The sequence below is a fragment of the Paenisporosarcina sp. genome (assembly GCF_057785155.1).
Window position 1 is genome coordinate 23,815 of the sequence record NZ_JBYNRN010000041.1, and the last position, 25,675, is coordinate 49,489.

The 25,675-nt window shown below is 37.8% G+C and carries 35 protein-coding genes and 1 riboswitch; of the genes, 13 read left to right on the forward strand and 22 right to left on the reverse strand.

What is annotated here, in order from left to right:
• Positions 1–96: 96 nt before the first annotated feature.
• Positions 97–948, forward strand: a complete 852-nt coding sequence (locus AC3EA5_RS15230) for a transglutaminase family protein (protein WP_488609136.1) — start codon at positions 97–99, stop codon at positions 946–948.
• 65 nt (positions 949–1,013) lie between these two features.
• On the opposite strand, the gene AC3EA5_RS15235 is transcribed toward AC3EA5_RS15230, so the two are convergent.
• From AC3EA5_RS15235 to AC3EA5_RS15250, 4 genes are all read right to left on the reverse strand, one after another.
• On the reverse strand, positions 1,014–2,066 hold the full coding sequence (locus AC3EA5_RS15235) for a GGDEF domain-containing protein (RefSeq protein WP_488609106.1): 1,053 nt from the start codon (positions 2,064–2,066) through the stop codon (positions 1,014–1,016).
• Between the two features lie 156 nt (positions 2,067–2,222).
• Positions 2,223–2,438, reverse strand: a complete 216-nt coding sequence (locus AC3EA5_RS15240; RefSeq protein WP_488609107.1) for a tetratricopeptide repeat protein — start codon at positions 2,436–2,438, stop codon at positions 2,223–2,225.
• Positions 2,419–2,643 carry a hypothetical protein gene (locus tag AC3EA5_RS15245; RefSeq protein ID WP_488609108.1) on the reverse strand — a complete coding sequence of 75 codons (225 nt, stop codon included), beginning with the start codon at positions 2,641–2,643 and terminating at the stop codon, positions 2,419–2,421. Before AC3EA5_RS15245 ends, AC3EA5_RS15240 begins: the two co-directional genes overlap by 20 nt.
• Before the next feature lie 418 nt (positions 2,644–3,061).
• The gene (locus tag AC3EA5_RS15250) at positions 3,062–3,880 is read right to left on the reverse strand and encodes a DegV family protein (RefSeq protein WP_488609109.1); all 819 of its coding nucleotides are present in this window, start codon (positions 3,878–3,880) and stop codon (positions 3,062–3,064) included.
• A 101-nt stretch (positions 3,881–3,981) separates the two neighbouring features.
• Here AC3EA5_RS15250 and AC3EA5_RS15255 point away from each other — a divergent pair, with 101 nt between their 5' ends.
• On the forward strand, positions 3,982–4,749 hold the full coding sequence (locus AC3EA5_RS15255; RefSeq protein ID WP_488609110.1) for a DUF1295 domain-containing protein: 768 nt from the start codon (positions 3,982–3,984) through the stop codon (positions 4,747–4,749).
• 120 nt (positions 4,750–4,869) lie between these two features.
• Here AC3EA5_RS15255 and AC3EA5_RS15260 read toward each other — a convergent pair whose 3' ends face one another.
• On the reverse strand, positions 4,870–5,004 hold the full coding sequence (locus AC3EA5_RS15260) for a hypothetical protein (protein WP_488609111.1): 135 nt from the start codon (positions 5,002–5,004) through the stop codon (positions 4,870–4,872).
• Between the two features lie 149 nt (positions 5,005–5,153).
• Between AC3EA5_RS15260 and ytxJ the strand changes: the two genes are divergently transcribed.
• From ytxJ to AC3EA5_RS15280, 4 genes are all read left to right on the forward strand, one after another.
• A complete protein-coding gene (gene ytxJ, locus AC3EA5_RS15265; RefSeq protein ID WP_488609112.1) occupies positions 5,154–5,495 on the forward strand; it encodes a bacillithiol system redox-active protein YtxJ in 342 nt (113 codons plus the stop codon).
• A 150-nt stretch (positions 5,496–5,645) separates the two neighbouring features.
• Positions 5,646–6,461: an STAS domain-containing protein gene (locus tag AC3EA5_RS15270; protein WP_488609113.1), complete on the forward strand. Its 816-nt coding sequence runs from the start codon at positions 5,646–5,648 to the stop codon at positions 6,459–6,461.
• Positions 6,462–6,563: 102 nt separating this feature from the next.
• Complete coding sequence (locus AC3EA5_RS15275) at positions 6,564–6,941, forward strand: nucleotide excision repair endonuclease (RefSeq protein ID WP_394191367.1); 378 nt, start codon at positions 6,564–6,566, stop codon at positions 6,939–6,941.
• Between the two features lie 141 nt (positions 6,942–7,082).
• On the forward strand, positions 7,083–7,529 hold the full coding sequence (locus AC3EA5_RS15280) for a GNAT family N-acetyltransferase (protein WP_488609114.1): 447 nt from the start codon (positions 7,083–7,085) through the stop codon (positions 7,527–7,529).
• Between the two features lie 329 nt (positions 7,530–7,858).
• Here AC3EA5_RS15280 and AC3EA5_RS15285 read toward each other — a convergent pair whose 3' ends face one another.
• Positions 7,859–8,173, reverse strand: coding sequence for a hypothetical protein (locus AC3EA5_RS15285; protein WP_488609115.1), 315 nt, complete (start codon positions 8,171–8,173; stop codon positions 7,859–7,861).
• Between the two features lie 140 nt (positions 8,174–8,313).
• On the opposite strand from AC3EA5_RS15285, the gene AC3EA5_RS15290 reads away from it, so the two are divergent.
• Both AC3EA5_RS15290 and AC3EA5_RS15295 read left to right on the forward strand, forming a co-directional pair.
• Positions 8,314–8,646 (forward strand): PadR family transcriptional regulator, encoded by a 333-nt coding sequence (locus AC3EA5_RS15290; RefSeq protein WP_488609116.1) that lies wholly within the window; start codon positions 8,314–8,316, stop codon positions 8,644–8,646.
• Entirely contained in the window at positions 8,643–9,317 is a 675-nt protein-coding gene (locus AC3EA5_RS15295) for a DUF1129 family protein (RefSeq protein ID WP_488609117.1), read from the forward strand. The genes AC3EA5_RS15290 and AC3EA5_RS15295 overlap by 4 nt, the downstream gene beginning before the upstream one ends.
• Before the next feature lie 40 nt (positions 9,318–9,357).
• On the opposite strand, the gene AC3EA5_RS15300 is transcribed toward AC3EA5_RS15295, so the two are convergent.
• Together AC3EA5_RS15300 and AC3EA5_RS15305 are read right to left on the reverse strand one after the other, a co-directional pair.
• Positions 9,358–10,251 carry a phosphotransferase family protein gene (locus AC3EA5_RS15300; RefSeq protein WP_488609118.1) on the reverse strand — a complete coding sequence of 298 codons (894 nt, stop codon included), beginning with the start codon at positions 10,249–10,251 and terminating at the stop codon, positions 9,358–9,360.
• Between the two features lie 30 nt (positions 10,252–10,281).
• Positions 10,282–11,265, reverse strand: coding sequence for an aldo/keto reductase (locus AC3EA5_RS15305; protein WP_488609119.1), 984 nt, complete (start codon positions 11,263–11,265; stop codon positions 10,282–10,284).
• Between the two features lie 145 nt (positions 11,266–11,410).
• Between AC3EA5_RS15305 and AC3EA5_RS15310 the strand changes: the two genes are divergently transcribed.
• The 4 genes from AC3EA5_RS15310 (at position 11,411) to AC3EA5_RS15325 (ending at position 14,945) form a co-directional block, all read left to right on the forward strand.
• Complete coding sequence (locus tag AC3EA5_RS15310; protein WP_488609120.1) at positions 11,411–12,106, forward strand: class I SAM-dependent methyltransferase; 696 nt, start codon at positions 11,411–11,413, stop codon at positions 12,104–12,106.
• Between the two features lie 78 nt (positions 12,107–12,184).
• Positions 12,185–13,033 carry a DUF1206 domain-containing protein gene (locus AC3EA5_RS15315; protein WP_488609121.1) on the forward strand — a complete coding sequence of 283 codons (849 nt, stop codon included), beginning with the start codon at positions 12,185–12,187 and terminating at the stop codon, positions 13,031–13,033.
• Between the two features lie 194 nt (positions 13,034–13,227).
• Positions 13,228–14,112: a DMT family transporter gene (locus AC3EA5_RS15320; protein ID WP_488609122.1), complete on the forward strand. Its 885-nt coding sequence runs from the start codon at positions 13,228–13,230 to the stop codon at positions 14,110–14,112.
• A 14-nt stretch (positions 14,113–14,126) separates the two neighbouring features.
• Positions 14,127–14,945, forward strand: a complete 819-nt coding sequence (locus AC3EA5_RS15325; RefSeq protein WP_488609123.1) for a GNAT family N-acetyltransferase — start codon at positions 14,127–14,129, stop codon at positions 14,943–14,945.
• 27 nt (positions 14,946–14,972) lie between these two features.
• Here the strand turns inward: AC3EA5_RS15325 and AC3EA5_RS15330 are convergent, their stop codons facing one another.
• The 11 genes from AC3EA5_RS15330 to AC3EA5_RS15380 are packed head-to-tail and all read right to left on the reverse strand — an operon-like array spanning position 14,973 to position 22,371.
• Positions 14,973–15,104, reverse strand: a complete 132-nt coding sequence (locus tag AC3EA5_RS15330; protein ID WP_488609124.1) for a hypothetical protein — start codon at positions 15,102–15,104, stop codon at positions 14,973–14,975.
• Between the two features lie 40 nt (positions 15,105–15,144).
• Positions 15,145–16,062 (reverse strand): type II secretion system F family protein, encoded by a 918-nt coding sequence (locus AC3EA5_RS15335; RefSeq protein ID WP_488609125.1) that lies wholly within the window; start codon positions 16,060–16,062, stop codon positions 15,145–15,147.
• A gap of 3 nt (positions 16,063–16,065) precedes the next feature.
• Positions 16,066–17,028, reverse strand: coding sequence for a type II secretion system F family protein (locus AC3EA5_RS15340; RefSeq protein ID WP_488609126.1), 963 nt, complete (start codon positions 17,026–17,028; stop codon positions 16,066–16,068).
• The gene (locus tag AC3EA5_RS15345; RefSeq protein WP_488609127.1) at positions 17,025–18,461 is read right to left on the reverse strand and encodes a TadA family conjugal transfer-associated ATPase; all 1,437 of its coding nucleotides are present in this window, start codon (positions 18,459–18,461) and stop codon (positions 17,025–17,027) included. The genes AC3EA5_RS15340 and AC3EA5_RS15345 overlap by 4 nt, the downstream gene beginning before the upstream one ends.
• Positions 18,462–18,474: 13 nt before the next feature.
• The gene (locus AC3EA5_RS15350; protein ID WP_488609128.1) at positions 18,475–19,290 is read right to left on the reverse strand and encodes a CpaE/TadZ family protein; all 816 of its coding nucleotides are present in this window, start codon (positions 19,288–19,290) and stop codon (positions 18,475–18,477) included.
• A gap of 12 nt (positions 19,291–19,302) precedes the next feature.
• Positions 19,303–19,977, reverse strand: coding sequence for a Flp pilus assembly protein CpaB (gene cpaB / locus AC3EA5_RS15355; protein ID WP_488609129.1), 675 nt, complete (start codon positions 19,975–19,977; stop codon positions 19,303–19,305).
• Positions 19,978–19,985: 8 nt separating this feature from the next.
• Positions 19,986–20,888 (reverse strand): pilus assembly protein TadG-related protein, encoded by a 903-nt coding sequence (locus AC3EA5_RS15360; protein ID WP_488609130.1) that lies wholly within the window; start codon positions 20,886–20,888, stop codon positions 19,986–19,988.
• Between the two features lie 9 nt (positions 20,889–20,897).
• Positions 20,898–21,281, reverse strand: a complete 384-nt coding sequence (locus tag AC3EA5_RS15365) for a TadE family protein (RefSeq protein WP_488609131.1) — start codon at positions 21,279–21,281, stop codon at positions 20,898–20,900.
• Positions 21,278–21,796, reverse strand: coding sequence for an A24 family peptidase (locus tag AC3EA5_RS15370; RefSeq protein WP_488609132.1), 519 nt, complete (start codon positions 21,794–21,796; stop codon positions 21,278–21,280). The genes AC3EA5_RS15365 and AC3EA5_RS15370 overlap by 4 nt, the downstream gene beginning before the upstream one ends.
• 33 nt (positions 21,797–21,829) lie before the next feature.
• On the reverse strand, positions 21,830–22,012 hold the full coding sequence (locus tag AC3EA5_RS15375) for a Flp family type IVb pilin (RefSeq protein WP_488609133.1): 183 nt from the start codon (positions 22,010–22,012) through the stop codon (positions 21,830–21,832).
• A 2-nt stretch (positions 22,013–22,014) separates the two neighbouring features.
• Positions 22,015–22,371, reverse strand: coding sequence for a DUF192 domain-containing protein (locus AC3EA5_RS15380; protein ID WP_394191324.1), 357 nt, complete (start codon positions 22,369–22,371; stop codon positions 22,015–22,017).
• A 169-nt stretch (positions 22,372–22,540) separates the two neighbouring features.
• Positions 22,541–22,629, reverse strand: a riboswitch (cyclic di-GMP riboswitch).
• Positions 22,630–22,857: 228 nt separating this feature from the next.
• Here AC3EA5_RS15380 and AC3EA5_RS15385 point away from each other — a divergent pair.
• A complete protein-coding gene (locus AC3EA5_RS15385) occupies positions 22,858–24,204 on the forward strand; it encodes a DUF2254 domain-containing protein (RefSeq protein WP_488609134.1) in 1,347 nt (448 codons plus the stop codon).
• A gap of 122 nt (positions 24,205–24,326) precedes the next feature.
• On the opposite strand, the gene AC3EA5_RS15390 is transcribed toward AC3EA5_RS15385, so the two are convergent.
• The 3 genes from AC3EA5_RS15390 to AC3EA5_RS15400 all read right to left on the reverse strand — a co-directional run.
• Positions 24,327–24,899 (reverse strand): GNAT family N-acetyltransferase, encoded by a 573-nt coding sequence (locus AC3EA5_RS15390; RefSeq protein WP_394191320.1) that lies wholly within the window; start codon positions 24,897–24,899, stop codon positions 24,327–24,329.
• Positions 24,900–25,020: 121 nt separating this feature from the next.
• Positions 25,021–25,449, reverse strand: a complete 429-nt coding sequence (locus tag AC3EA5_RS15395; protein ID WP_488609135.1) for an NUDIX domain-containing protein — start codon at positions 25,447–25,449, stop codon at positions 25,021–25,023.
• A gap of 60 nt (positions 25,450–25,509) precedes the next feature.
• Positions 25,510–25,675 (reverse strand): zinc ribbon domain-containing protein (locus tag AC3EA5_RS15400; protein ID WP_488608246.1); only part of this gene is annotated, 166 nt, incomplete at its 5' end.

Sequence of the window (25,675 nt, forward strand, 5' to 3'; positions counted from 1 at the left end):
TCAAAGACGTATTATTTAATTGAGCCAGAATCTGCACAAATTCAATTTCAGAATGCAGAACAAGATTTACCACCGCTCGTTGAAAGGAAATCGTCTATGAAATACAAAATTGAACACACAAATATTTTCCAATATGATACCATGGTCGACCAAAGTATGAATTCAATACGCTTAAAACCGAGAACGGATGAGTGTCAACGATTGCTCTCATATCGTGCTGAAATCACGCCAGTTTCCTTGACGAAAGAACATACCGATCTTTGGGGAAATAGTGTGGAGTCATTTTTCATTGCCAATCAGCATGATCATTTAGAAGTAAAAGCAACTTCAGTCGTTAGTATTCAAAAAAGCCCTTTTATTCACCGAATTGATTATTCACCCGAAATGAGAGAGATTTTCCATTCTAGTTTGTTTCATGAACATTATTTAGCCTATTTAAGCAACACAGCCTATACATTTTTGACAGCAGAACAAATGAATAAGATAGACTCAGAAATCGGTGAAATGCACAACCCAGTTCAATACGCAATTAATGTCATGGGTTACTTGCATAATCACTTTACGTATGATGGATCTTCAACTGATGTCACGACGAAAGCATCGGAGTCTTTTGATTTGAAAAAAGGAGTATGCCAAGACATTACGCATGTCATGTTAGGCATTCTTCGATCGAGATCGATTCCAGCAAGATATGTTAGCGGCTATTTATATGTTGGGGAAAATTCAGCATTAATTGGTGATGCAGCTAGCCATGCATGGGTAGAAGTAATGGTCCCAGGGATTGGTTGGGTAGGTTTAGACCCTACGAACAATGTAGAAGCTTTAGAAAATCACATTCGTGTTGGAGTTGGACGCGACTATGTGGATGTAAGCCCTGTTCAAGGTATTTACCGTGGAGGAAATCATAAACTCGACGTGAAAGTTTCAGTTAGCTTAATCGATCAATGAAAAAAATAAATAAAGATGACGCCAACACGATATTGGCGTCATCTTTTTTCATTTAAAGCTCCCTATCATAAAACGCGAAGTTCAACACGGTTACGTCCGTTATTTTTTGCTTGATACAACTCATCGTCAGCCATAACGTACATGTCTAAAATACGGTTTAGTTGAGATCGCTTGCAATGAATGGCACCAATACTTATGGTGACTGGAAGCGTCTCGCCGTTATACTGATACGTCAGGTTTAAGGCACCAACGGCTTTTCTGATTGATTCAGCACAAAGCTTCAATTCTTCCGCGTCAATACCGTTCGTAAAGCAAACAAATTCCTCGCCACCATAACGGCCAAGAATCCCTTTTTGATACCCAAAGGTCTTTTCCATGCATTTCGCCACTTGTTTCAAGCATTCGTCGCCCTGTACGTGTCCGTGATAGTCGTTATACCACTTAAAGTGATCGATATCTAACATCATTAGGGCAATGTTTTGTTCGTCAGAGGATTCTTCCCAAACCTTTTGAAGATATCTCGTGACGCCTCTTCGATTCGCGACTTTTGTTAATTCATCGTAAAAAACTTCATCGCTTAAATCGAGATTAAGCTTCTCTAATTCGGCCAACTGTTTTTTGTGAAGAACGATTTCCGTCTCTAATTGTTCGTTCATTTTAGAAACTTTCTCTACTTCTTTTCCGGTGAACACCTTGTTTAATTCAATCTTAATTATTTCAAGTTTTTGCGAAATTACTTGAGTTTCGACTGCTTGTTCCGCAACGTGATACCGTTTGTAATAGTCCAGCGCAAGTTCGAATTTTCCTTTTCCTTCGTAGTTTTCAGTGAGAATTTTATAGATGGAACTTAGTTTTTTTCGAGCTTGTATTTGCTCAGCATGTATAGCAGCTAAATTCAAATATTCTAAAAAACTACTTTCATTTGATGCTTTTTCCATTTCAGCTTTGTTGATCAATACCTCAATGGTATAGAATTTATTCCCGATATGTTCTAAACGCTTTAAAGCACTATCGTAAAAACGTTTAGCCAAAATATACTCTTTTTTTATAAAGTGAATTTTGTCGATTTTATTTTCAACTTCAGCCAAAGAGGGAACATCATCGAGATTGATCAACATATCGTAACTCTTTTTATAGTAGTTATAACTTGTATCATAGTTTCCGTTCTTTAAATGAATTTCACCGATGTTTTCTAAGATGACAGCCAAGTTCATGTCGAATTGATAGTCTTATGAAATTCTAAGAACCTTTTCAAAAGCGATTAGCGCTTGTACTTAATCTCCAACCTCTCGATAAACTTCCCCTAAGTTGTTATACACACGGCTCTTAATTAAGTACTCATCTAAACCTTTTAGATGAAATAAAGAATTTAAAAAGTACTCTAACGCTTGCTCATATTGTGCATAGTAAAAGTAGACTACGCCTATTAAATTTAAGGCTTCCGCAACTCCGCTATTATTACCTTGTTGTTCATAACGAATCGTAAGCATGGTCATAACACCGTTTCAATTCTGTCATCGAGCGACATGCTAAACCCATTGCAAATAACGCGGCAGCTTCTTCCGTTTGTAAGGAGTTCTCTCGAGCAACTTGTCGAGCTTTTTGAGCCATTTCAAAAGATTGAGATGGATTTTGAAATGCTATTTTCCTCGCTGCATTGATTGACTCCATTAGTTGTTCAGAAACTAAATTCATATCCATCCCTCCCCGACAAAATTCTATCTACATTATTTCGACATTTTACGTCATTTCATCTTCTTCATATAGATAAAAAGATTGAGGTTTTTCCTGCTAATACAGGTTCTAAAGTCTCTCAGTGATTAGAGAACGTTGTAGTTAAAAAAAGACCTAGCAAGCACCATTAAAGGTGTAAGCTAGGTCAGAGACTGAAGACTAATAATATGTGGATTTCAATTGCAGCGGTCGCTTTCCGCGGGGGCCAACAGGATGTTGGTTTCAAAGACGTTGCCACACGACGTGGCGTTCTTTGTCTTTGTTATTCTGTAATCCGCTGGAGTCGCCTAGCGAAAGAAATAGCCGACCAATTTCATTTCAGTCGGTTATTTATGAAGTTATCTAAACTATTATTCTTTTACCTACATTCTTTGTTTCTCTAAGTTTTTGAAACAATGGCGAAACTGCCTTGGCCACCATGAATGGCGATAATGGGGCTTAATTCTCCGGTCTTTACAAGTTGGTTTGGATATCGAGAAATGATCATTTGTTGAATCATGATTGCGGTTTCTTCATCTCCACAGTGAAGAACCCAAGCTTCAGATTCAGAAGGAACAAAATCATCAATCATTTGGACAAATGATTTTTTTCGAGTTCTTATTTTATGAACGACTTCGATCGAACCATCTTTAAATTGTAATATGGGATGTATTTTTAGGATACTGCCAATCAAAAATCCGACCTTGCTGATTCGGCCACCTTTTAAAAGTTGTTGTAAATCTGCTACAAAAATTCGATTGTTGTAAGTATAATCACCGTTGTTTAAGGTATCTGCAATTTCTGCTGGCTTTACTCCGTTTGATGCCAAAACTCGCCCCTGTTCTATTAAGTCATATAAGGGCCAAGAAATGATTTTTGAATCTACTAGATGTACTGGAATCTTGGAGTTTTGCGCAACGGATGCTACAGTTGCAAAAGTTCCACTGATTTTATTGGAAATTAGAACTGCAATGATAACGTCATAAGAGGCTTCTAGTTTTTGAAACAGTTGTTCAATATCGAAAACTGTCGGTTGAGACGTTTTTGGAGAAGTGTTCGAGTTATTCAATAACTGATAAAATTTCGATGGCGTTAAGTCGATGCCGTCTTTATAGGATTTATTTTCGTGGTTAATTTGCAAAGGTAAAACATAGATATGTTCTGTATTTGCATTTAGGGGAATTAAGGCAGAGCTGTCAGTAACCCATGCAATTTTCATTTTACTTCCTCCATTCGCACATCCGTTCATGCGTTCTCAAGTTAGCGAAAGTATAATAGATTTATTCAGGAAAATAAAAAAGGAATGTGCAGGTGAGTCGAATGTTGGTGATAATTGCTGCAGTATGTATGTTTTTGTTTATGAGCACCATCTGGTTAATTGCTGTAAAACTCGATAATTACTCGATTGTTGATATTATTTGGGGAATAACGTTTATTATTACAACGACAGTCGTACTAGTATATACAGGACTATACAATGTGGTGTCTTTAACAATCGCCGCATTGGTACTTATTTGGGGACTACGTTTATCTATTTACTTGTTTTCGAGAAATGCTGGAAAACCAGAAGATTATCGCTACCAAGACATGCGTAAAAAGTGGGGGAATAAAGTAAAACAAACAGCTTTTGTTCGCGTGTTTATGCTTCAAGGAACCGTTTCTCTATTGTTCTCATTAGGAATCTTCTTAGGTATTAGTCAAAGTGATACCATCTTAGCTATGTGGCCTGTGTATTTAGGGGTCATTGTTTGGGTTGTGGGGTTCTTATTTGAATCGATTGGGGACGCACAACTAGGTGCCTTTATTCAGAAGCCTGAGAATAAAGGGAAAGTTATCACAACAGGACTTTGGAAATACACGAGACACCCGAACTACTTTGGGGAAGCCACTCAATGGTTTGGAATTAGCATCATTGCAAGTGCAGTACCATTCGGATGGATTTCGTTTATCAGTCCACTACTGCTGACTTTCTTCCTATTAAAAATATCGGGAGTGCCATTGCTCGAAAAGAAAAACGCGAAAAAACCAGGTTATGCAGAGTACGCTGCTAAAACAAGTGTTTTTGTGCCAATGCCACCAAGGAATTAATGAAATAAGCCAAGTCCTAGTGAAGTAACACATGGACTTGGCTTATTTTATACGAATAAGAAATATAGTGTAACGCCTAAATTGCTCACACAATTTTGGGTGCATAATGTATTTTTCTAATTAGATTTCATTTTCTATTTCATCATCGACATCATCAGTGAATTCATTTTCCAGATCGACTTCGGTATAATCTTCTACGCCTAAAGAAGTTGCGACTTTTTCAATCACTTCTTTTCTTGTCATATCTTTTGACAATGCTGTCTCCTCCTTCTATTTTTTTGTGTTTGTTTTCACCTTTATAGCCGAAAAATCGAGCTTATAAACCAAATGAAAAGACAAGTTACGTGCGTATCATTGCGTTCATTGAGATAATGGAATAAATAATGAGGGAAGGGTGTTTTATGATGTCGACATATACAGAAATTTCTACTTTGCCTGAATGGGAAAATGTATTACAGAAATCTAAAGATCAACCCGTATTAATCTTCAAACATAGTACGACTTGTCCAGTGAGTGCAGCTGCTTATCGAGAATTTACGTCCTTTAAATCTGACGTTGAAACGTACCTCGTAAAAGTTATTGAAAGCAGACCAGTATCGAATGAAATCGAAAGCAATTTGGGTGTCCAACACAAATCACCACAAATCTTTTTAATTTCAGATGAAAAGCCGGTTTGGCATGAATCTCATTGGAACATCACTGAAACCAAAATCGGACAAGCGATAGAAAATTATCAATCAAAATAGTGCGAAAAAACCCACTCTTTTCTAAAATGAGTGGGTTTTGTTTGTTTTTTTAAGGAAATTATTGAATATTCATGTTTATTGCTCCGTTTTATAGTAGAATCCATTTAGAAGCTAGATTGACAAAGAGATAAAAATGAGGATGTGTGAACGATGGAAGCAATTAACCGTGTGGGTAAATATTTAATAAATCATGCTGAAGAAATTTCACGAGAAATGGTTGAGGAAAGTTTGGCGACTGTCGAAATTGAAGTTACTGAAGATTTAATTCAGTTGTCAGTGAAAACGAATGCAGAATTTCTCATACTGTTAGCAGAATCATTTAAAGATAGTGATGAAGATGCTGCTGAAGAACTAATTGAGTGGAGTAAAAAATATGGCGAGGAACAAGCTAAATTGTTATCGCAACTTTCTGCATTGATTAAACCATATGCTGAAAATCGCTTAAAGTTTTTAAAGAGAATCACTCAAATTTCAATCGACCACGAATTATCGACTGAAGATGTAGTAACCATCAACAATCGTGTAAGTTACTTAATGGATGTCAGCATGATTGAAACGATTTTTGCTTATGAAGCATACAGAGATGGCTTAATGTATGACCGTCAAAAAGAAATTAATGAACTTTCTGCACCGATTGTGCCGGTTCAAGAAGGAATTGCGGTTTTACCATTGATCGGTATTATCGACCAACAACGTGTTCAGCATTTATTAAATAATGTATTGCCAACCATTCCAACTCTTGAAGTGGAACATTTAATCATTGATTTTTCAGGAATCTTGACGATTGATCAAGAGGTTGCCCATCACGTCTTTACAATTCACAACGTATTGCAACTTTTAGGCATACACGTATTATTTACAGGAATTCGTCCCAACCTATCAATGGCAGTTGTTCAAGCAGGAATTGATTTTTCTTCATTCCATACTTTTGCGAGCGTACGACAAGCTATTGAAAGTGTTAGATAGGACAATTCTAGCCGGTATTCAATGACTCGCTAAGTGAAATTAGATTTTATGCCGTAAATATGATAATATAACAGTCTAGATATAGCGAGGACGTGACTGAATATGATTAAGATCGAATTGCCAAAACCAGATTTAGTAATTAGACAACGTACACAAGTAGTGAAAGAAAATGAAGTAGAAATCCCATCAGTTTATGGATTTATTGATTTTCATCAAATTCCACGCGACAAAGGTGGACTCATTATGTTCTTCAACAGAGAAAATGAGTTGCTATTTGTAGGAAAAGCACGTAAGTTAAGACAACGTGTGAAAAAACATTTCGAAGACAATGTTTCTCCGATTAAAAATCATCGTGAGGAAGTAGTGAAAATCGAAATCTTTTTCGTGGATGACGCACTAGATCGTGAAATTTACGAAACGTATGCCATTAACAAACTGGTAGCGAAGTATAATGTAGATAAGAAATTTGTTCATCAATGATGAAAAGCTGACTTAACGGTCAGCTTTTCTTTTTGAATAGTATTGATTGAAAATTTAAAAAATAGAGGGATTACACTTGTCTTTATCGAATAAACATAGGGTAAGACAAAGTAAAATGCTGATGAAAGAGGAGGAACTCTAATGACATTTAAAGTTCAACGTATAGAAGATTTGAAGAAAGTCGATGTATCACAGTTGGTAGCGGAAAGTGAAGAAGAGGGTTACCGGTTCTTAACTCGGTTAGTAAATGATTACGAAGATGGAACGAATACGTTCAGTAAAGAAGGTGAAGCTCTTTATGGCGTATGGGAAGGTCCAGATAAATTAGTAGCTATTGGTGGGATTAGTCAAAATCCTTATGAAAATAAAGATACAGCACGTTTAAAAAGGTTCTATACGTTGCAAAGTGTTAGAAGACAAGGCGTAGGCTCACAATTGCTTTCTGAATTAAAAAATCATGCAAGTGAAAACTTTAAAGAAATTACCTGTAAAACAGAGTCTGCAAAAGCCGATGCCTTTTATAGAGCGAATGGATTCGAAGAAACACATGATGCACCACATATCACACACGTCATGAAGTTAGGATAGAGGTTAATGAAAGAAGAGAACCGAAGTACACATTGGTTCTCCTCTTTTCTATGAATTAATATAGGTTGAGTTCATCCAACTTATCTTCGACTACACTCAAAATAATACCTAAGAGGCTGTCCAAAAAATCTGTGAAAATGGATTTTCTGACAGCCTCTTTCTTTTGAACGGCTCTATCGGACACGAACAATAGGATTTATAATGTTGGAAAATTTCGAGCTAATGTTGTAATTCTTATGATTAATGTTGGAAAAAAAGCATGTAATGTTGGAATACACACATATTGATGAGATGTAATAAGCTGATTTCAATATTCAAGTTAAGCTGAGTTAATAGTCAGATCCATCTTTCTTTAATGATTTTATTTTAATTGATATTCGAATTATGGCAATTAGAAATAGCACGAGTGAACAAGACCAAACGAAGATCGTAATCGTGCCAACCCCAATATTAGCTTGAATAGGGAAATTGAAATACGTAAAGATCAGCGCATAAGAGAGTGGGCTACTAATCAACAAAAATAGTAGAATGGTAATCAACCTACGCCATTTCGTTAATAGAGTACTAGAAAAGAGAATTAAGGAAATAATTAATGGGATGAGCACTTGAAGTATCAATATCATTATATGAATGGGTTCGGTCATATCTACAACTCCTTTTTAAACTATATGTTTGACTGAGAAAAAATATTAATCTATACTTTAAGTAACTACTTTGCAAAACAAGGTAGTTGAATTTATATCTGCTACCTTGTATTACAATACACTGAGAGCTTGGTGGTTTTATGTCGATTCGTAGTCAGTTACTAAAAGGGATATTGGATGGATGTGTGCTGGCAGTCATCTCGAAAGAACCCGTTTATGGGTATGAACTCTCAAAGAAACTGCAGCTAGTTGGATTGCCAGATGTGAGTGAGGGAACTGTTTATCCCGTCCTATTACGTCTACAAAAAAATGATTTAATATATGGGGAAATGCGAACATCTGAATCAGGTCCAAACCGAAAATATTATTCTCTTACGCCGAAGGGGATTCAAGCACTCGAAATCATTACAAACGAGTGGCAGCAATTATCTGTGCCGATTAATGCTTTATTATTGAAGGGGGCTTCCAAATGAAATTGAATGAATTAATTCAACAAAACAATGAAAAAAGAAAATTGTTAACTGAAGAAAACGAGAAATATTATACGAGCATGGTTGTTTACTTGCGCACAGACCTAACACTATCAGAACAGCATGCAGAAGAAGTGCTAATGGAAATGTTAGATCATATGATTGCAGCTCAAAATGAGGGGAAAACGGCGGCTGAAGTATTTGGTCATGATCCGAAAAGTTATGCAGATGAACTGATTGAACAGCTACCCCAAGAAGAGAAACGTGATATGGTGAAATTCATTGGCCAACTTGCCTTTACATTAATGGGATGGTTTTTAGTTAGTAGAGGATTAATATTACTTCTCTTTACATCGTTTACCACAGTTAGCACAACTGTTTATATGATTCCTACTCTGATTATTTTAGCTTTAATTGGGCTAAGTGTTGTCATTGGCGTGAAACTTATTTTTGGTTTAATTCGCAGGTCTGTATTTAATGTAAATGCGAATGGCAAGATGGACATGATAAAAGCTGGATTATTCGGTGCAGTCAGTTTTGCAGTGATTATCGCAGCAAATATGTTCATACCTGATTTTGGTCCCTCATTTGAATTTCCAGCGTCTGCATCTCTTGGAGCTGGGGGATTGATGTTATTAGTTTCTTGGTTAATGAAACGTAATAATAATAAGTGAATTTGAAAAGGGGAGCAGATGACTGCTCCCTTTTTACATTCTATATGAACTTGCATAAATGACTAATGTATTCGTCAGCTCTTGATTTCATTAGACTTGAGGACAATTCAGTATAACCAAGATCAGTCCAGCCTTCGTATACATCCATCTCTTCATCCACAAAATCAAATACACTTAATATATCCCAATGAGGTTTATAGTCCATGGGATGTTCATTTAAATACGCTTTTAGGAACGAGTCAGCCGTTTCGACGCCATACAATAAGGAAAAATTTATGCGACAATGTGCAACATCTACTAATGCAGGCCCGCGACATGCATTGATCCAGTCCACTACTCCACTTAGTTTCCCGTCTTCCCAAAGAATATTGGTTGGGTGATAATCTCGATGAATAAAGACCGGTGTAAAAGATGGAGTAGAGTGTTGTGCAAAATGAAGTGCTTTCTCCCATTCGTCTGGATTAGTGGTCCAGTTAGGCACTGTCATCTCATGAATAGGCGTATACGATGCATAATCCCAACGAAAATCAGTCGGAATCGGCGTTTGATGAATTCGGTATAAGGTTTCTGCAAGTTGTGGCATTCCAGCTTCGTACACACTGCGGTCTAACTGAACTTTTCCTGGTATTGCACTCATTAAAAGAGTTGGAGCATCACACTCATTCGCATCAGTATCCGCAGCTAAAATCATTGGAACAGGCAGGTCTTCTATTGAAAGTGCTAGCAGACTAGCTCGCTCATGAATGATTAAATCTGGTTCTTCAGCTAACCATTCTTTATTCAAAATTTGCCTGGAGACGACGGATGATTGATCTTCTAATAGGTGATGTGAGATGACTGATGATACGCCACCTTTTAGAGAATTTGTATTTTTAACCGCTTTTCCTAATTGAAGCTGAATCCAGTTTTCAAGTTTTTCATTTACTTGATTCATAACAGTAAGATCCTTTCGCAATACGCGGGTTTATTTTCCGAGAACTTTCCAAGAAGTTCGAGAAACCTCTTCAAGCTCCCCGGTATCGAGCTTGAACGTTAACGCGCCAACATTATCTTGAGCATGGTGTGTTTTAGTAGCGCCAGGTATAGCGAATACGGTGTCGCCATGATAATGGATTAACCAGTTCAATGCGACTTGACTCGCGCTAACATTATATTTTTCTCCAATTGTATCAAGTAGATTGATTAAAGGTTTTGTCTTGTTAAGACCGGTTTCTTTAAATTTCCGTTGATAGCGACGAGGTCCCTTTGCTTGTTGAATTAAAGCTGGGTTATCGTGGAATTTCCCAGTTAGTAAACCTTGTTCAAGAGGTGAGTAGGCGATAATAGAGATGCCCAATTCTTTTGCACGCTCAATCATGCCACTTTCTTCAATCCGACGATCGAGCAAACTATATTTCACTTGATTCGAAGCAAGTGTAAGACCATGCTCCGTTAAGATTCTATGGGATTCAATCATAGCTTCCACGCTGAAGTTACTAACCCCGATATGTTTGATGTGTCCTTCATTCACAAGCTTAATCATTTCAAGCATTTGCTTTTCAACAGATGAAAAAGAAAAGGGTTGATGAATTTGGTATAAATCAATTGGTCTATGATTGAGCGCTTCTTTACGAATGTTAATCGTCTTCGATATCGAAGCAGCCGTTCGCAATGCTGGCCACCATTTCGTTGCGATTTTTGCATCTTCAGGTGTAACGCCAATAGAATCTAGCGCTTTCGCTAATATTTTCTCAGACTCACCACCACCATATACTTCGGCTGTATCAAACCAATTTATGCCACCATCTAAGGATGTCTTAATAATCTCTTCAGTTAACTCATCATCTAACGCTCCCCAAAATTTCCCGACCAATCCAGCTCCTTTACTGAACTGCCATGTGCCAAGACCAATTGCAGAGAGTGATAAATCGGATTGCCCTAATTGTCTTTTTTCAATGTGTTTATTCAACCAATTCATCCCCCATGAAGACAGTTATTTTGAGTAAGTGTACCATTCTATAAAGGATGAATGCCATTCTCTAGCTGTTTGAAAGTTTAATTGGAAAAGCACATAATAGGAGACATACAAGGTAAGCGAATCGGGGGAATGAAGAATGAAAGACGATTTAGAATTTGATATGGAAATGGCAAGAGAATATGACAAGGGAATTAGGCGAGCCATGCCATCGTATGATGCATTATTTCGAATGGTTCAGTCCTTTCTTCGAGCGAATGTGGAAGATGGAGCTAAGCTATTAGTAATTGGGGCGGGTGGTGGAAATGAAATCGTTACATTTGGTTCGGCTAACCCAACATGGACATTTGCAGGAGTGGACCCATCAGAACCAATGTTAGAAGTAGCCCTTCAAAAAGCGAAGAATGAAGGCATAGAGGAGCGCGTTTCCATACATACCGGAATCATTGAAGATCTTGAGTTTACGGAACGATTTGATGCGTCTACTTGTTTACTAGTGCTTCACTTTGTAGAAACGATTGAAGAAAAGAGAAGTTTATTGAAAAAAGTAAGAGAAAACTTAAAACTGGGTTCACCATTTGTCTTAGTGTCTATGTTTGGAGATCAAACACAACCTGAATTTGATGAACGCATGAATTTATGGAAATCCATTTGGCTTGATTTAACAGATTTAGAACCAGAAGATGTCGAAGCGATGGAAGAATCCGTTCGAGAATTATCATTTATTCCTGCGGGTCAAATTGAAGAGCTTTTAGAGGAAGCGGGTTTTGAACGCATTTCACAATTCTTCTCAACAACGTTATTTGGTGGTTGGATTTGTCACGCTAGAAAATAATGGATTAGAATATAGGTTTCTTTTTAATGCAAAGCGGGAACTTCATATACAAAGAGATTTGTAGAGGAAGTGTCCATTATGCATTCGCCATCGAAAGCAGAAGCAAAAGATAAAATGAGAGTAGCAAAACCATGGGTGCGCCGTTTTGGTCGTTTGGGATATATGGCAAAAGGTGTTGTATACGGAATGATTGGGGTACTCGCGGCACTGGCGGCGTTTGGACCTGGAGGCGAAATGACGGGAACGTCTGGAGCTCTTCAATCAATCGCAGAAATGCCATTTGGTGAAATCGTATTATGGATTATTGGGCTTGGTTTAATTGGCTATATCTTGTGGGACTTTATTAAAGCCTTTAAAGATCCGGAGAATGAAGGAACTGAAGCGAAAGGACTCATTAAACGAACTGGATATTTCATTAGTGGTGTCATTTACTCGAATTTAGCATTTGGATCGATTAAGTTAGCTAGTCATACGGGAAATGCCGGAGGAGGCAATTCGGAAAAGACCATATCGGCAAAGCTGATGGAACAACCATTTGGCGTATGGATCGTTGGATTAGTAGGTGCCATCATTATTGGATATGGGGTGTACGAACTGTATAGTGGTGTAAAAGAGAAGTTCATGTCTAAATTTAAAACATACGAAATGAATGATAAAGAACGTAAAATCGCTAGGGTCTCTGGAAAGCTCGGTTTGATATCACGAGGAATTGTACTAAGCATGGTTGGTTTTTTCTTCATTCGTACAGCCATTACACATAACCCAGATGAATCCAAGGGACTTGGTGGCGCATTAACAGAGTTAGCTAGCCAACCATTCGGCCAATTTTTACTAGCTCTAGTAGCTGTAGGGTTAATCTTATACGGAATCTATCAAATTATTCGAGGACGATATCAACACATGAACTTTGGTGATAATCGAAAATAGAATGATTTTTAGTAGAAATAGGGCTGCCACGATAATAATTATCGTGGTAGCTTTTTGGTGTCTAGAAAGGGAAATTGTAATTAGAAGTCGTAGCATTGTTAATGTAATTCCCTCAATCATTTAAATTATCTTTCACTTCAAAATAGTTGTGATACGATTACAATAAATGAATTCATTGTAGAGGATGTACGAGTATGCGAGTTTACGTTGCACTTATTTCCCTCAGTCTTATTTGGGGATTATCATTTGTTTTTATATCAATTTTAAGCGAACCGGCGGGTGTATGGGGCACTGTCTTTATTCGCTGTATAGCAGGGGCATTATTGCTATTGCCATTTTTGTGGTTTAAGCGGAAAGAAATTATTCGGCCGGTACCCTGGAAAGCTTTACTCGTGGTAGGTGTGGTGAACGCTGGATTGCCTTGGGGGCTGATTGCGCTTAGTCAGACACAGATTAATAGTAGTTTAGCAGCTGTGCTAAATGCGTTCACGCCAATCTTCACAGGATTACTAGGACTCGTATTCTTTGGAGCGGTTTTATTAAAGCAACAATGGATAGGCATAGTTATTGGGTTCATCGGCATAATTATTATCATGGATTTTGACGTCGCACACTTATTTGGTGAGAGTTTTATTGGTATAGGGACAATGATTTTGGCCACAATGTGTTATGGCTTTTCGTCGCATTATGCACGTAGACATTTGAAATCGGCAGGCATCCTATTCGTTACAACGTGTACATTAATTGTAGGAGCGGTGTTTGGCGGGACGATGATGTTGCTAACAAACGCAAACCAATTACAAACACTTACACAAAACGTAAGTGGGGAAGTGCTACTCGCGATAATTGGTCTCGGATTTTTCGGTTCTGGAATCGCTCATTTATTGTTCTTTTACATCATGAATGAAAGAAGTCCTGAATTTGCAACTTCAGTCACTTATCTAATTCCAATATCGGCCATTTTATGGGGGTATTTTTTATTGGAAGAACCAATTTCGATACATATGATTGTGGGATTGATCGTTATATTAAGTGGGGTGTATTTAACAACACGACCGCGATTAAAGCTAATTAAGTAAAGGGGGAATTTAACATGTTAACGATTAAACAGTTACAAGACATTGGGGCATTGCAAAAGGAATGCGAGGCATTCGACAAACTTCAATTGAAGTTGAACTGGGAAATGCTTCGTAGACGCGATTCAGATCAAACGGATTTCTTTTATTATCAAGAGGATGAACTTATTGCTTTTCTAGGAATTTATCCATTCGGCTCAGTTGCAGAAGTGTGTGGCATGGTGAAACCGAATGAGCGCAGAAAGGGTCTTTTTCAACAATTATTTTCTGAAGCCATGGACGTATGCGAAAAGCGTGGCTACAAGAAAATTCTTCTCAATGCACCTGCAAGTTCACAAGCGGCGAAAGGGTTTTTGAATAAACAAGGTGCCGCGTATGCATTCACAGAACATCAAATGAAGTGGGAAGAAAAAGAGTTGGCAGAAGTCAGTGGGTTTACGCTACGACAAGCTGATGAAAAGGATATTGCCATGCGAGCGCGTCTAGATGTTGAAGCTTTTGGGGTAGATGAAGAAAGTGCTACCGCTAATGAGAGTAGAATTGATAACGATGAAGACACTGACATGTTAATGATTGAAGTAGACGTGGAAGTGATTGGGAAAATCCGTGTTAAACGTGAAGACGGAGAAGCTTGGATCTACGGATTTTCCATTTTGCCAACACATCAAGGTAGAGGAATCGGACGGAAAGTGTTGCAACAAGTGGTGCGCGAACAAAGTGCTAAAGGGCACTCACTTCACTTAGAAGTGGAGACGAAAAATGCACACGCATTATTGCTTTATGAGTCAATTGGTTTTAAAGTGGTCCACGCTCAAGACTATTATCGATATAAATAGAAAAAACGAGTCCACGTGACTCGTTTTTTATTTGGTTTGAGGTCCTAACGCCAATAAATCTTCTCGTTGCGACAAATTATGGTTCGCTAACGCCATATTATCGCGTCCTAACGACAATAAATGAGCCCCGAACGCCAAAATATCACCCGCGAACGCCAATATAAATTCTCTTGTAACAAAAAAACGCCATTTCGGCGTTTTACATAAAAGTCTCCATCAATTGAAGCAATACAGGTCCTAATAATATGATGAAAATACATGGGAAGATAAAAATAACGAGAGGAAAGAGCATTTTAATCGGTGCTTTCATTGCTTTTTCTTCTGCACGTTGTTTGCGACGAATTCGCACTTCTTCCGATTGTATTCGTAAAATTTGGACCATACCAATTCCTAATTGTTCTGCTTGAATGATATTCCCAATCAACATCTGAATATCATCCACTTGTAAGCGTTCACGAACGCCAGCGAGTGATTCTCTGCGGGTCTTCCCAAGACGTAATTCCTCAAGACAGCGCTGGAATTCATCTGCCAATACGCCATGTTTTTTAGAAACTACCTTACTCAATGCTTGGTCAAAACCTAAACCGGCTTCCATACTAACTGCAAGTAAGTCGATGAAATCAGAAAGCTCAACTACCGCTTTATGATTGCGTGATTTGATTTTCATTTTTAGAAAAGCGTGAGGTAAATACATACTTAATGCGATTGTAGCTAACAGCATAAATAGGAGTTTGCCAATCGAAACATTAGCTATTACAAGGATAATGAACATGAAAATCGGCAACACGATTAACAATCCAAGTTGTAATATTCGAAACTCAAACGGCGTCATACTGTATGGTGTACCAGCTTGAAGCAATTTCCGTTCGATTTTTTCCGCTTTACCACGTTTATTCGTACGATTAAAACTTCTTTTAAACTGTTTAATGCGTGTATCAAATAAACGTTGAAACAAGGACTCCTTTGCATTCACGGTAGTCGATACGATTTTTTCTTGACGTTCTTCACCAATCACCAATGCAATACGTTGTTTCCTTGAAAGAATGGCTTCATTTCGTGCCAATACTAAGCCCAATAAGACAAGTGAAATGGTGATGAGTGCAAATAATTCAATCATTCGCTACACCTCGATTGTTGTGATTTTCATAATAAAGAAAAAGCCAATCATCATGGATACGGCACCCACAGCTAGTAAAACAAGACCAATCGGATTGGTGAATAGTACGAGCATATAGGGTGGGTTAACAACGAACAACATACCAGCTAATCCAAGCGGAAGTAAGGCAATAACCATTCCTGACATTTTCCCTTGGGCAGTTAACGTCTTAATTTGACCTTGAATTTTAATACGTTCACGAATGGTGTGAACGATTTTTTCTAAAACGACAGCTAAATTACCACCAACTTGACGCTGAATCAGAATGGCTTGGATCATCAAGTCTAAATCATTACTTGGCATTCTCTCTTTCATTCGGTTCAACGATTCTTCAACTGTAGCTCCGTATTGCATTTCTTGCAGGACGATCGCTAGTTCTTCTTTAACTGGAGAAGGTGACTCTTCCATGACATTTCGTAAGGCTTGAAAGAAACTAAAACCAGCGCGTAATGCATTTACTACCGTTGAAATCATTTCAGGTAAATAATTGTTGAATTGCTGTAGGCGTTTCTTTTGCTTTGATCTAACAATCATCTTCGGTAATACAAATCCAAAAATGGCACCAAAAAACAGTACCATTATAGCTGGCTTGAACAAATAAAATAACAGTCCGGAAAAAATGACAGAAATCCATTGGAACATAACGTATTCTTCCGGTTTTAATGGAATCCCAGCTCGTTGTAACATCATTTCTATCGATTTATTTTTATCCTTCGCTTTTAACCGCTTTCGGACTTTCTCTTTAGCGGTAGTTAAATCGACTATGCGACGCATTTCTTTATCGGATTTTGGCTCATCACTTTCACTATGAATGAAATGCTGTAATCGTTTGTTCATTTGTTGTTTTTGGTAAAACACTTTGACCAATAAAGCTAGAAAGAACAAAGTAGATGTGACTAATAATAAAATATATCCGATTAGCGTCATAACGTAATCTCATCTTTTTCAATGAAAACATGAGGAGGAATATGGATTCCTGACGTCTCAAGTTTTTCATAAAATTTCGGCCGAACACCTGTCGGGATTAATTTACCACGAATTTTACCAGATGCATCGACCCCAGCTTGTTCATAAACGAAAATATCTTGGAGAACAATGATGTCACCCTCTAGCCCTTGGACTTCCGTGATTTTAACAATCCGGCGAGTTCCGTCTTTTAAACGAGATTGCTGGACGATTACATCTAAAGCTCCTGAAATTTGATCACGAATCGCTTTTACAGGTAAATCCACTCCTGCTAATAAAACCATTGTCTCTAAACGTGAAATCATGTCACGAGGACTGTTCGAGTGACCTGTCGCAAGTGAACCATCATGTCCTGTATTCATCGCCTGTAACATATCAAGTGCTTCAGCACCACGGACCTCACCAATAACGATACGGTCAGGACGCATACGAAGGGAATTCCGTACAAGATCACGAATCGACACTTGTCCATTGCCTTCAATATTGGCTGGACGTGACTCCAATGTCACTACATGGTCTTGAGTAAGTTGTAATTCTGCAGCATCTTCAATCGTTACAATTCGCTCGTCCGCAGGAATGAAACTAGATAATACATTAAGCGTAGTCGTTTTCCCTGACCCTGTACCGCCACTAACGAAAATATTCAGTCGGGCTTTAACGCACGCTTCGATAAATAAAGCCATTTCTTCCGTAACCGTTCCAAATGATATTAAATCCTTAATAGTATAAGGGTCCTTCGAGAATTTACGGATGGTGATTGTCGGTCCATTTAATGCTAATGGAGGAATAATCGCGTTTACTCGAGATCCATCCGGCAGTCGAGCATCAACCATTGGGCTACTTTCATCAATACGTCGACCAATAGGGGCAACAATTCGTTCGATCACATTAAGAACATGTTCATTATCTCGGAATTCGATATCGGTTAATTCAAGACGTCCATTACGTTCACAATAAACATGGTCAGGTCCATTGACCATCACTTCAGATACCGATTCGTCTAAAAGTAGGGGATTGATAGGACCAAATCCTGTTAATTCATTAACTAAATCAGCCGTTACTTTTTTACGGTCAATCGATTTCCGATAAGACTCTTCTTCTTTTAATACTTCTTGAACTAATCGATCAATTTGTTGATCTAAATCATCATGTTCCACTTTCAAATCAATCGTCGCTAATATTTCTTTTTGAATGAGCTTTTTAAACTCTTGTTCTTTTTCTTGATGAACAGCTGTGGGTTTAACAACTTTCACTTCAGGCGCAACAGGTAAAGGAGGAGGGGAAGGAACGACATTCACGCGTTCTTCTACAGGTGTTACTTGCTCAACTTTTTCTGCAACTTCAATTGGTTCGGTGAGTTGCTGTTTTTGTTGCAATCGATTCAGTAAACTCAAGTTCATCTCCTCCTTATTTTTTGCGTCCAAACCACAGTTTTTTGGTTCGTTCTTTTCGACTGTCCGTTTCATCATCAGCATGATTATTCTTAACAATACAATCCGCCAAGCGTCCTAAGTCTTTCGCTAAATCAGTTCCACTTCGACGACTGACAACGGGAATACCAATATTTAATGATTGGCTAGCTAATTTAAAATTGTTTGAAACAAACTCTGCATCAAGTAATTGAAGCATCGCTGGGATTTCTTCTGGTTTAATTAAACCTTCCATATCGTATCGATTGATGACTAATTTTATCTTAGAGGTATAACCAAGTTGATCGAATGTTTCTAACAACTGCTTGGTGTTTTTTAATGCTGTCATATCAGGAGTGGTAACGACTAGAATATCATTCGCAATATCGAGTAAGTCGAGTGTTGTTTCATGAAATGCATAGCCACAGTCAATAACTGTATAGTCGTAATGGTCTTTTAACATATGAACCGCTTTTTTCATCACATCATTCGTTACTAGTTCCGCATGTTCAGGACGTTCTGGAGCAGCTAAAACTTGAATGCCAGATTCATGATTTGTTAAATAGTTGGAGATAAGAGAGTGGTCAATTCTTGCGATGTCTTCGGCAACATCTTTCATCGTGACAGATGTTTTTAAATCTAGGGCAATTGCAATATCACCAAATTGGAGCTTTCCATCAACTAAAGTGATGGATAAATATTTTTTTTGAAGTGCAATTGCTAAGTTTGTAGCTAAAAATGTTTGACCGACGCCACCTTTAGCGCTACATAGGGCAACTACTTTTCCTGTTTTCATTTGTCCTTGTAATTCCAAGGTGGCACCTCCTTAATTATTCGTCGTAACTTCACGACGGTGAAGAGTTAAATGTAATGTTCCACTTTCATGTGCTTGCACCAAACTTACGGTATCTTTAGGATCTATTTCAATTGTGACTGATGAATATTCTACCAGTTCATCATTTTCGTCACGAACCGTCATTTTTTGACCAATCGCTAAAACGCGCACTTTACCATATAATAATGATGTTTTAACGACGGGATCTGTTGTAGAACCGATTATTTCAGTAAATAAAACATCTACAAAATCCTCTGCTTCAATCAGATTTGATACCGATTGAACAAGGTTCGCGCGTATGGAAATTGCTTGTTTCCCCTCGGTGATTTTTTTCGAAAGAACATCATTGATTTGTTGGACAGATTGAACACGAGCGGGAAGTAGAACTTCATCACTTTCAATGCGTGTTGTTGCCAATTTACCAATAACCTCATCTACCGTTTTTAAGCTTGATGCATGGACAGAGGATTTTGGTTTCGTTGTTTCGGTAACCATCTCTTCAGTAATGACCGTGTTCTCCTCAATCATTTGAGTAGAGACAATCACTTTCTGAGTTTCTTCAGGTATTTCACTTTCTTTATTTTTTGAAGAAAGTGTGAATGCAAAAACAAGGGTTGTAATAAGTCCCATGACGATGGCTAATAAAAATAATGTGCGAGAACGCATGTGAACACCTACTCTACTAATCGAATTGTGTATGCACCTTTTTCGGATGCATCATCTAACTGAAAACCTGTACCGACACGTTTTAAGAAAACGCCTTTAATCGTTTTATCTTTGGAATCCATTGGCTCAGAAATATAAAAATAAGCAAAACCTGTAATTTTCACTTGTTTCATTTGATTGGAATCTTGATTATAAGGAACATATACGGGTATTAATAAAATCCTCGGACAATCCCTAGCAGTCATATCATTGCAAGTAGAAATCAAATAGTCGACAGCTGTTTTAGTGGGACCAGCGATATTACCAGTTTGGGTATTAATGATATCGCCAATTTTTAATTCGCCATCGAAGCCATACATTAAATTTTGTTCGTATAGTTTAGCACCGGGTCCTTCAAGTGCTAGTGCGCCGAAATATCCTGTATCGCCTGCAGTTTCATCCACTTTAAGTGTGTATTCATTCCCATAAATAAGAGGGATGGATTCATCAATTCCAATAGGAGCAGCCCCTGAAGCTCGGCCCATTTTACCGATTTCGACAGTGGCTTTTACTTTTACATCCACTTCGTTAAATCCAACGATGGAAGAGAAAAACAATGCAACAGGTTCATTTAAATGAACTGCTACGCTTTTTTCGGGTGTTACTGTAATACCTTGAAGATAGGGAAGTACATCATGTGCATCTAAGATCCCTTTAACAATATTCGTTACAGGTTCCCCTGCATTTGTTGTTAGTTCCTGTCCACCAGATAAGGCAGCTGCGTTGGCCGCTTTTTGAAGATTTGCCTTTGACATATATAAATGGCCGCCATCGACGACTAATCCAGCAAAAGCTGTCAGAACAAGCATTAAAAAAGCTGCAATCAGAATGATATTTCCTCGTTCATCTTTGTGAAAATCACGCATTTTCATCGCTTAACCTCACTCCACTCGAATTGTCGAATCCACTTGAATATCAATAGGTCCGTTAATTACTAACTCAGCTAAAGGCATAATGGCGTTCATTTTATAAGAAAGGGTCACAGTTACATCGTCGCCTGATTCACGAATGCTATCACTTGGCGTAATCGAAACGATCATTGAATTCCCATTTCCTGCTGTGAAATGTTGTTTAGCATACGACTCCATTTCAGCATCTGTGTAACCAAAACTACCGAGACGAACGGTTTCTTGCGCTGTAAAATGCATCGTCGAATACGTGTAAGCAACTCGTCCAAGATCAATGATGAATACTAAAAACAATAAAAAAACAGGAATGACAAGCGCAAATTCAACGAGAGATTGACCTTTCTCCTCGCGAATCATAGGCGAATCACTCCTTGGAAAATCATTGTGCATAATGCGCCTCCTACAATAGCAACACCATACGGAAATGTTTGATTGGATGAATGATTTCGCACAACGGCTAATTTCATTCCATACGTCATGAGGCTGTTGCGGTGAAATAAAGTCAGCCACTGCTTAGATTTTATTAACCTAAACAAAATGAGAAGTAGTGCAACCACTCCGCCAATAATAGACATATAAACCGCAGTCGTTAAAATGAAAACTGATCCTTGAATGGCTCCGATTACTGCCATTAACTTCACATCACCAGCACCCATGCCCTTCATCATGTATGGAATCAAAAGGATGGCGAATCCAACAACCAATCCTAGTAAACTACTTGTTAGACCAATCCAGCCATTAGTGAAAACTTGTAAAATCAAAGCGAGAAGGAGGGAAGGAAGCAACACATGATTATAGATTTTTCTGCTTTTCAAATCTGTAAACAAACAAATTATCATTAAAACGATGAGTAATCCATCTAGTAGTTGCATCCATATTTTCTCCTCTCACTTAAAATTTGTAACTTATTCTGGAGCAGTTTCGTCTGTAAATGCAGCTGTTACTTTTTTGAATTGTTCAACAATAGCGTCTCCGAATAATACTAATAGTCCAACAACCCCAATTGCGATAATTCCCAATACCAACGCATACTCAGCCATACCTTGTCCTTCTTCTTCGTTCATGAAATTTTTGATCCATTGTGTCATGATTATTTCTCTCCTTTTGGTTGTATGTGTAGTTTTTGTCCTTCTTCAAGTGCGAGTTCTTCGATGCGACCTGCTGCTAATTCAATTACCGAATAAGCTTTAGGGATGTGTAGTCCACGTTTTCCTGGAGCGACAAATTGTTCGAGTCCAACCACTACTTGATTGGCATCTAAGTAGACGATGTCAATCGGGTATTTCATAAAATACGTGTGAACCGATCGGCAGGGTTGAATATGAATTCCGGATTGACGAGGAAGTGATGATGTGAATAGAAGTCCCTTTAAACGTTTTCCAAAGGAGTACGCAGGTTTAACATTATTCGCAATCACAGTTCCTTGTACCGAGTCAATCACTTGCACAACTTCACCTCCAACATAAAAAAATGAACCCCGCCTACCGAAAGCGGGGTTCACTAATAGATTAGTAGATATCAAAATGTTGTGATGGCTAATTTTATAAAAGGGCATTAGACCCTCTTGCAAATAGTGATCACTCGTTTTGCATCTCTAAAATCTTATGCCCTGTTCTTTCGGTAGCTGGCTGGCAATTGTGTTTGTACACAAGAAGCCCCTGTAGCTTTGCGTCGCTGACTTTCATCAGGTTTGCCTTTATCGAGAATCAGTAACGAAGTACATCACTTATTTCTCTTATTGCCTATAATAGGTGCAGAAGAAGATTCTGCATATAGTCTAAACTATTCCTTTTGGTAAATTTTATGCGTGTAAAAAGATGTGTTTTTATTCGCGAAAAATTATAATTATAAGAGATTCGACTTATTCCATTAGTCACGCGTATTGATTATATTCACTATATGTTACAGTGTTTATATAGAAGGAGATGGGCGTATGGACCGTTATTGGTTGAAAATTAAGGAAAGTATTTGGTTTATTCCGACCTTATACAGTTTAATATCAGTTGTTATTGCCATTATTTTTTCAACAATTGATCATTTATATGATGATATTTTGCTTATGTACGTCCCGCATGTTTTATTAACAACAGTCGAACTGGCTCAAACGATATTAGGTGGCTTGTCTGCAGCACTTTTAACGATGACCACATTTACGTTCTCGACGATTATGGTTGTTCTGACAACCTATTCTTCACAATTCTCTCCTAGAACACTAAAGAATTTTGTTCGCGATCCAATGGTGTGGCGGGTATTAGGGGTGTTTATGGGTGGGTTTATATATACCACGTTATCTCTTCTATTTATGCAAGAATCAATTTCTGGCGAATCGGTTATTTCATCATTAGTAGGCGTATTATATGCGATGGTTTGCTTAGTGTTCTTTGCGATTTTTATTCACCATATTGCAAAAAATATTCAGGTGAATACGCTCATTGAGAAGTTAACAATTGAAGGGGACGAAGCGGTTGGGTGTTATAAGGAACTTCTAAAGAGAGAAGATATGACAACCAATATAGATGGACATTGGACAGTTAAAAAGATGGCTTATCCAATAAAGGCAGAAAACGATGGGTATATTCAATTATTTAATCTAGAACAAATGGTGAAGGTTGCTCAAAAATATGATGGGCAAATTGAAATTGAATGTTGTATCGGTGATTTTGTTCAATCAAATACACCAGTAGTTACACTTTATGTGAATGAATTAATTGAAATAGAAGAAGATCCTGCGCAATTATTTACGATTGGAAGAGAAAGAGATACAAGACAAGACCCGGTTTTCGCGATTCAAAAGATGGTGGAAGTGTCCCTTCGTGCTATTTCACCAGGAATTAATGATCCAAATACAGCCATTCATAATATTCATCAATTAGGTAGATTGTTGGGAAGTTATAGCCAATTACCTCAAGCAGATTTTGTGTTTAATGATGTGAAATCGATTCATAGAGTGAAATTGAGAATACATACCTTTGAAGAAGTGTTGTATCACACGTATTATCAGTTAAGTCATTATGGAAAAGGGGATATATCCGTTTTGGCAGCTATCTCTGATTCACTAATTAATGCCGCTCAACTGGCTCCACTTACAGCAAAAGAAGAACTGTGGAAAATTCAGTTATACATGATTGAAAGTATGGATGGGACAGAAATACAGTCATTAGATCGTCAATTCTATCAAAAGAAAATTAATCGTTTAGCGGAGTTGGTTGGAACAACAACGATAATATTGAAAAACCAAACCAATGATTATTTTGAGGAAGGTTATGAATTAAAACCATAAGAAAACAAAGCTTGCATCCATAATGGTGCAAGCTTTGTTTTTCTTAAACAGATATCCAAACATACATAACTTCTATCAATTTAAAAAAGAGCGCCGTGGGAAATTGGCGCTCTTTCTTGTACTTAATATTCTTTTAGCATATCTGTTTTTTTCTCATCTTTGTACTCAAGTACTTCATGAGAAGGGTCATACGAATCACCATAAAAGTGTTCGTCTTTAAACGTATGGATGTTTTCATACGTCCATTTCATTGCTTTGTAGATTTCTAATTCATCTTGATCTACAGGAGACCAGTATAAGATTTCAAGAACTGTGTTTTCACCTGTTGCAAGTGATCGACGAATATAGCCGATACGTGAGGCATGTTTGAAATCTTCACGGGCGTAAAATTTCAAACGTTTTTCGGTGTCAGTATCTTCATAGTTCACAGGTTCTACTTCAAGTAGAATGGCTTTGTTTTTCTCTTTTAATTTATTTAATAACTTTCGACCCAGTCCTTCGCCACGTGCATCTTTAGAGACAAACAAGTAGTCTACGAAGATGAAGTTTTCAAACTCAACGTACATGAGAACGTGTTTTGGTCCTTCGTCTTTCATATACACATTGCCTTTTTCAGCAAGTAATGTCTCCATATGCTCTTTTGACTTCATTTCTTCGACTGGGAAATATTGATTTAGTTTTTCGTACCAATTCATACAAACAGTCTCCTTCCAAAGTTTTAGTTTGCCCGGAGTTTTTGTTTTAAGAGGTTAGATTATAGAGGAACAAATGAGACGGGAAAAAACCCTCGTTGATATGTATACCCTATTCTAACACTTATAAACATGTTATAAGAAATTTTTTGCTTGATGGGAGTAATCCTTTTGGCATAGAGTCTAGTGAATAGAAGGCTATACCAATTGATTCGGAAAGATTTGCTTTTAAAGAGCCTTCATATGAATTAGCTATAAAAACAGCTGTAACAGAATAAAACTCATCTCCATTATCCACTTTGTAGTAAAACTCTTTTCCTGAAAAAACTTGCTTCAACTCTAAACTCGTGACGGTCAAGTTCGTTTCTTCAAATACTTCGCGTACAGCCGTTTCTTCAAAGCTTTCACCTAAATCCATTAATCCGCCGGGTAAACCGAAAACCCCTTTTTGTCGTTCTTGTATTGAACTACCCCCACTTATCGACCATACGGTCTGATTGAAGTGGGAGATTCTTGGGAACAGAGCGTACTTGTTGACGTATTTCTTTGTCAACAGAGGTTTCTCTTTTTGACCAAGCTATCCCCGCAGATTCCTACGGTTCTACACTTTTCTTTAAGCCAAAACTAAGGTTCTTAACCCTTCGGCTAGGATATTTTTGCTGGCATTTATATCTCTATTGTGATGTTCGTGGCAAACAGGACAAGTCCATTCCCTTATTTCAAGAGATTTCTTGCCATCCTGATGTCCACAATCGGAACATATTTGACTAGACGGGAAC

Bases quoted from the DNA above. Each gene is read 5' to 3' on its own strand.
- AC3EA5_RS15290 (WP_488609116.1), top strand. From the start codon at position 8,314: ATGTCGATTCGTAGTCAGTTACTAAAAGGGATATTGGATGGATGTGTG.
- AC3EA5_RS15275 (WP_394191367.1), top strand. From the start codon at position 6,564: ATGATTAAGATCGAATTGCCAAAACCAGATTTAGTAATTAGACAACGT.
- AC3EA5_RS15300 (WP_488609118.1), bottom strand. From the start codon at position 10,251: ATGAATCAAGTAAATGAAAAACTTGAAAACTGGATTCAGCTTCAATTA.
- AC3EA5_RS15295 (WP_488609117.1), top strand. From the start codon at position 8,643: ATGAAATTGAATGAATTAATTCAACAAAACAATGAAAAAAGAAAATTG.
- AC3EA5_RS15370 (WP_488609132.1), bottom strand. From the start codon at position 21,796: ATGCAACTACTAGATGGATTACTCATCGTTTTAATGATAATTTGTTTG.
- cpaB (WP_488609129.1), bottom strand. From the start codon at position 19,977: ATGCGTTCTCGCACATTATTTTTATTAGCCATCGTCATGGGACTTATT.
- ytxJ (WP_488609112.1), top strand. From the start codon at position 5,154: ATGTCGACATATACAGAAATTTCTACTTTGCCTGAATGGGAAAATGTA.
- AC3EA5_RS15230 (WP_488609136.1), top strand. From the start codon at position 97: ATGAAATACAAAATTGAACACACAAATATTTTCCAATATGATACCATG.
- AC3EA5_RS15320 (WP_488609122.1), top strand. From the start codon at position 13,228: ATGCGAGTTTACGTTGCACTTATTTCCCTCAGTCTTATTTGGGGATTA.
- AC3EA5_RS15315 (WP_488609121.1), top strand. From the start codon at position 12,185: ATGCATTCGCCATCGAAAGCAGAAGCAAAAGATAAAATGAGAGTAGCA.
- AC3EA5_RS15310 (WP_488609120.1), top strand. From the start codon at position 11,411: ATGAAAGACGATTTAGAATTTGATATGGAAATGGCAAGAGAATATGAC.
- AC3EA5_RS15280 (WP_488609114.1), top strand. From the start codon at position 7,083: ATGACATTTAAAGTTCAACGTATAGAAGATTTGAAGAAAGTCGATGTA.
- AC3EA5_RS15240 (WP_488609107.1), bottom strand. From the start codon at position 2,438: ATGCTTACGATTCGTTATGAACAACAAGGTAATAATAGCGGAGTTGCG.
- AC3EA5_RS15285 (WP_488609115.1), bottom strand. From the start codon at position 8,173: ATGACCGAACCCATTCATATAATGATATTGATACTTCAAGTGCTCATC.
- AC3EA5_RS15385 (WP_488609134.1), top strand. From the start codon at position 22,858: ATGGACCGTTATTGGTTGAAAATTAAGGAAAGTATTTGGTTTATTCCG.
- AC3EA5_RS15245 (WP_488609108.1), bottom strand. From the start codon at position 2,643: ATGAATTTAGTTTCTGAACAACTAATGGAGTCAATCAATGCAGCGAGG.
- AC3EA5_RS15340 (WP_488609126.1), bottom strand. From the start codon at position 17,028: ATGACGCTAATCGGATATATTTTATTATTAGTCACATCTACTTTGTTC.
- AC3EA5_RS15250 (WP_488609109.1), bottom strand. From the start codon at position 3,880: ATGAAAATTGCATGGGTTACTGACAGCTCTGCCTTAATTCCCCTAAAT.
- AC3EA5_RS15375 (WP_488609133.1), bottom strand. From the start codon at position 22,012: ATGACACAATGGATCAAAAATTTCATGAACGAAGAAGAAGGACAAGGT.
- AC3EA5_RS15325 (WP_488609123.1), top strand. From the start codon at position 14,127: ATGTTAACGATTAAACAGTTACAAGACATTGGGGCATTGCAAAAGGAA.
- AC3EA5_RS15365 (WP_488609131.1), bottom strand. From the start codon at position 21,281: ATGATTCGCGAGGAGAAAGGTCAATCTCTCGTTGAATTTGCGCTTGTC.
- AC3EA5_RS15235 (WP_488609106.1), bottom strand. From the start codon at position 2,066: ATGTTGATCAATCTCGATGATGTTCCCTCTTTGGCTGAAGTTGAAAAT.
- AC3EA5_RS15270 (WP_488609113.1), top strand. From the start codon at position 5,646: ATGGAAGCAATTAACCGTGTGGGTAAATATTTAATAAATCATGCTGAA.
- AC3EA5_RS15255 (WP_488609110.1), top strand. From the start codon at position 3,982: ATGTTGGTGATAATTGCTGCAGTATGTATGTTTTTGTTTATGAGCACC.
- AC3EA5_RS15335 (WP_488609125.1), bottom strand. From the start codon at position 16,062: ATGATTGAATTATTTGCACTCATCACCATTTCACTTGTCTTATTGGGC.
- AC3EA5_RS15360 (WP_488609130.1), bottom strand. From the start codon at position 20,888: ATGAAAATGCGTGATTTTCACAAAGATGAACGAGGAAATATCATTCTG.
- AC3EA5_RS15390 (WP_394191320.1), bottom strand. From the start codon at position 24,899: ATGAATTGGTACGAAAAACTAAATCAATATTTCCCAGTCGAAGAAATG.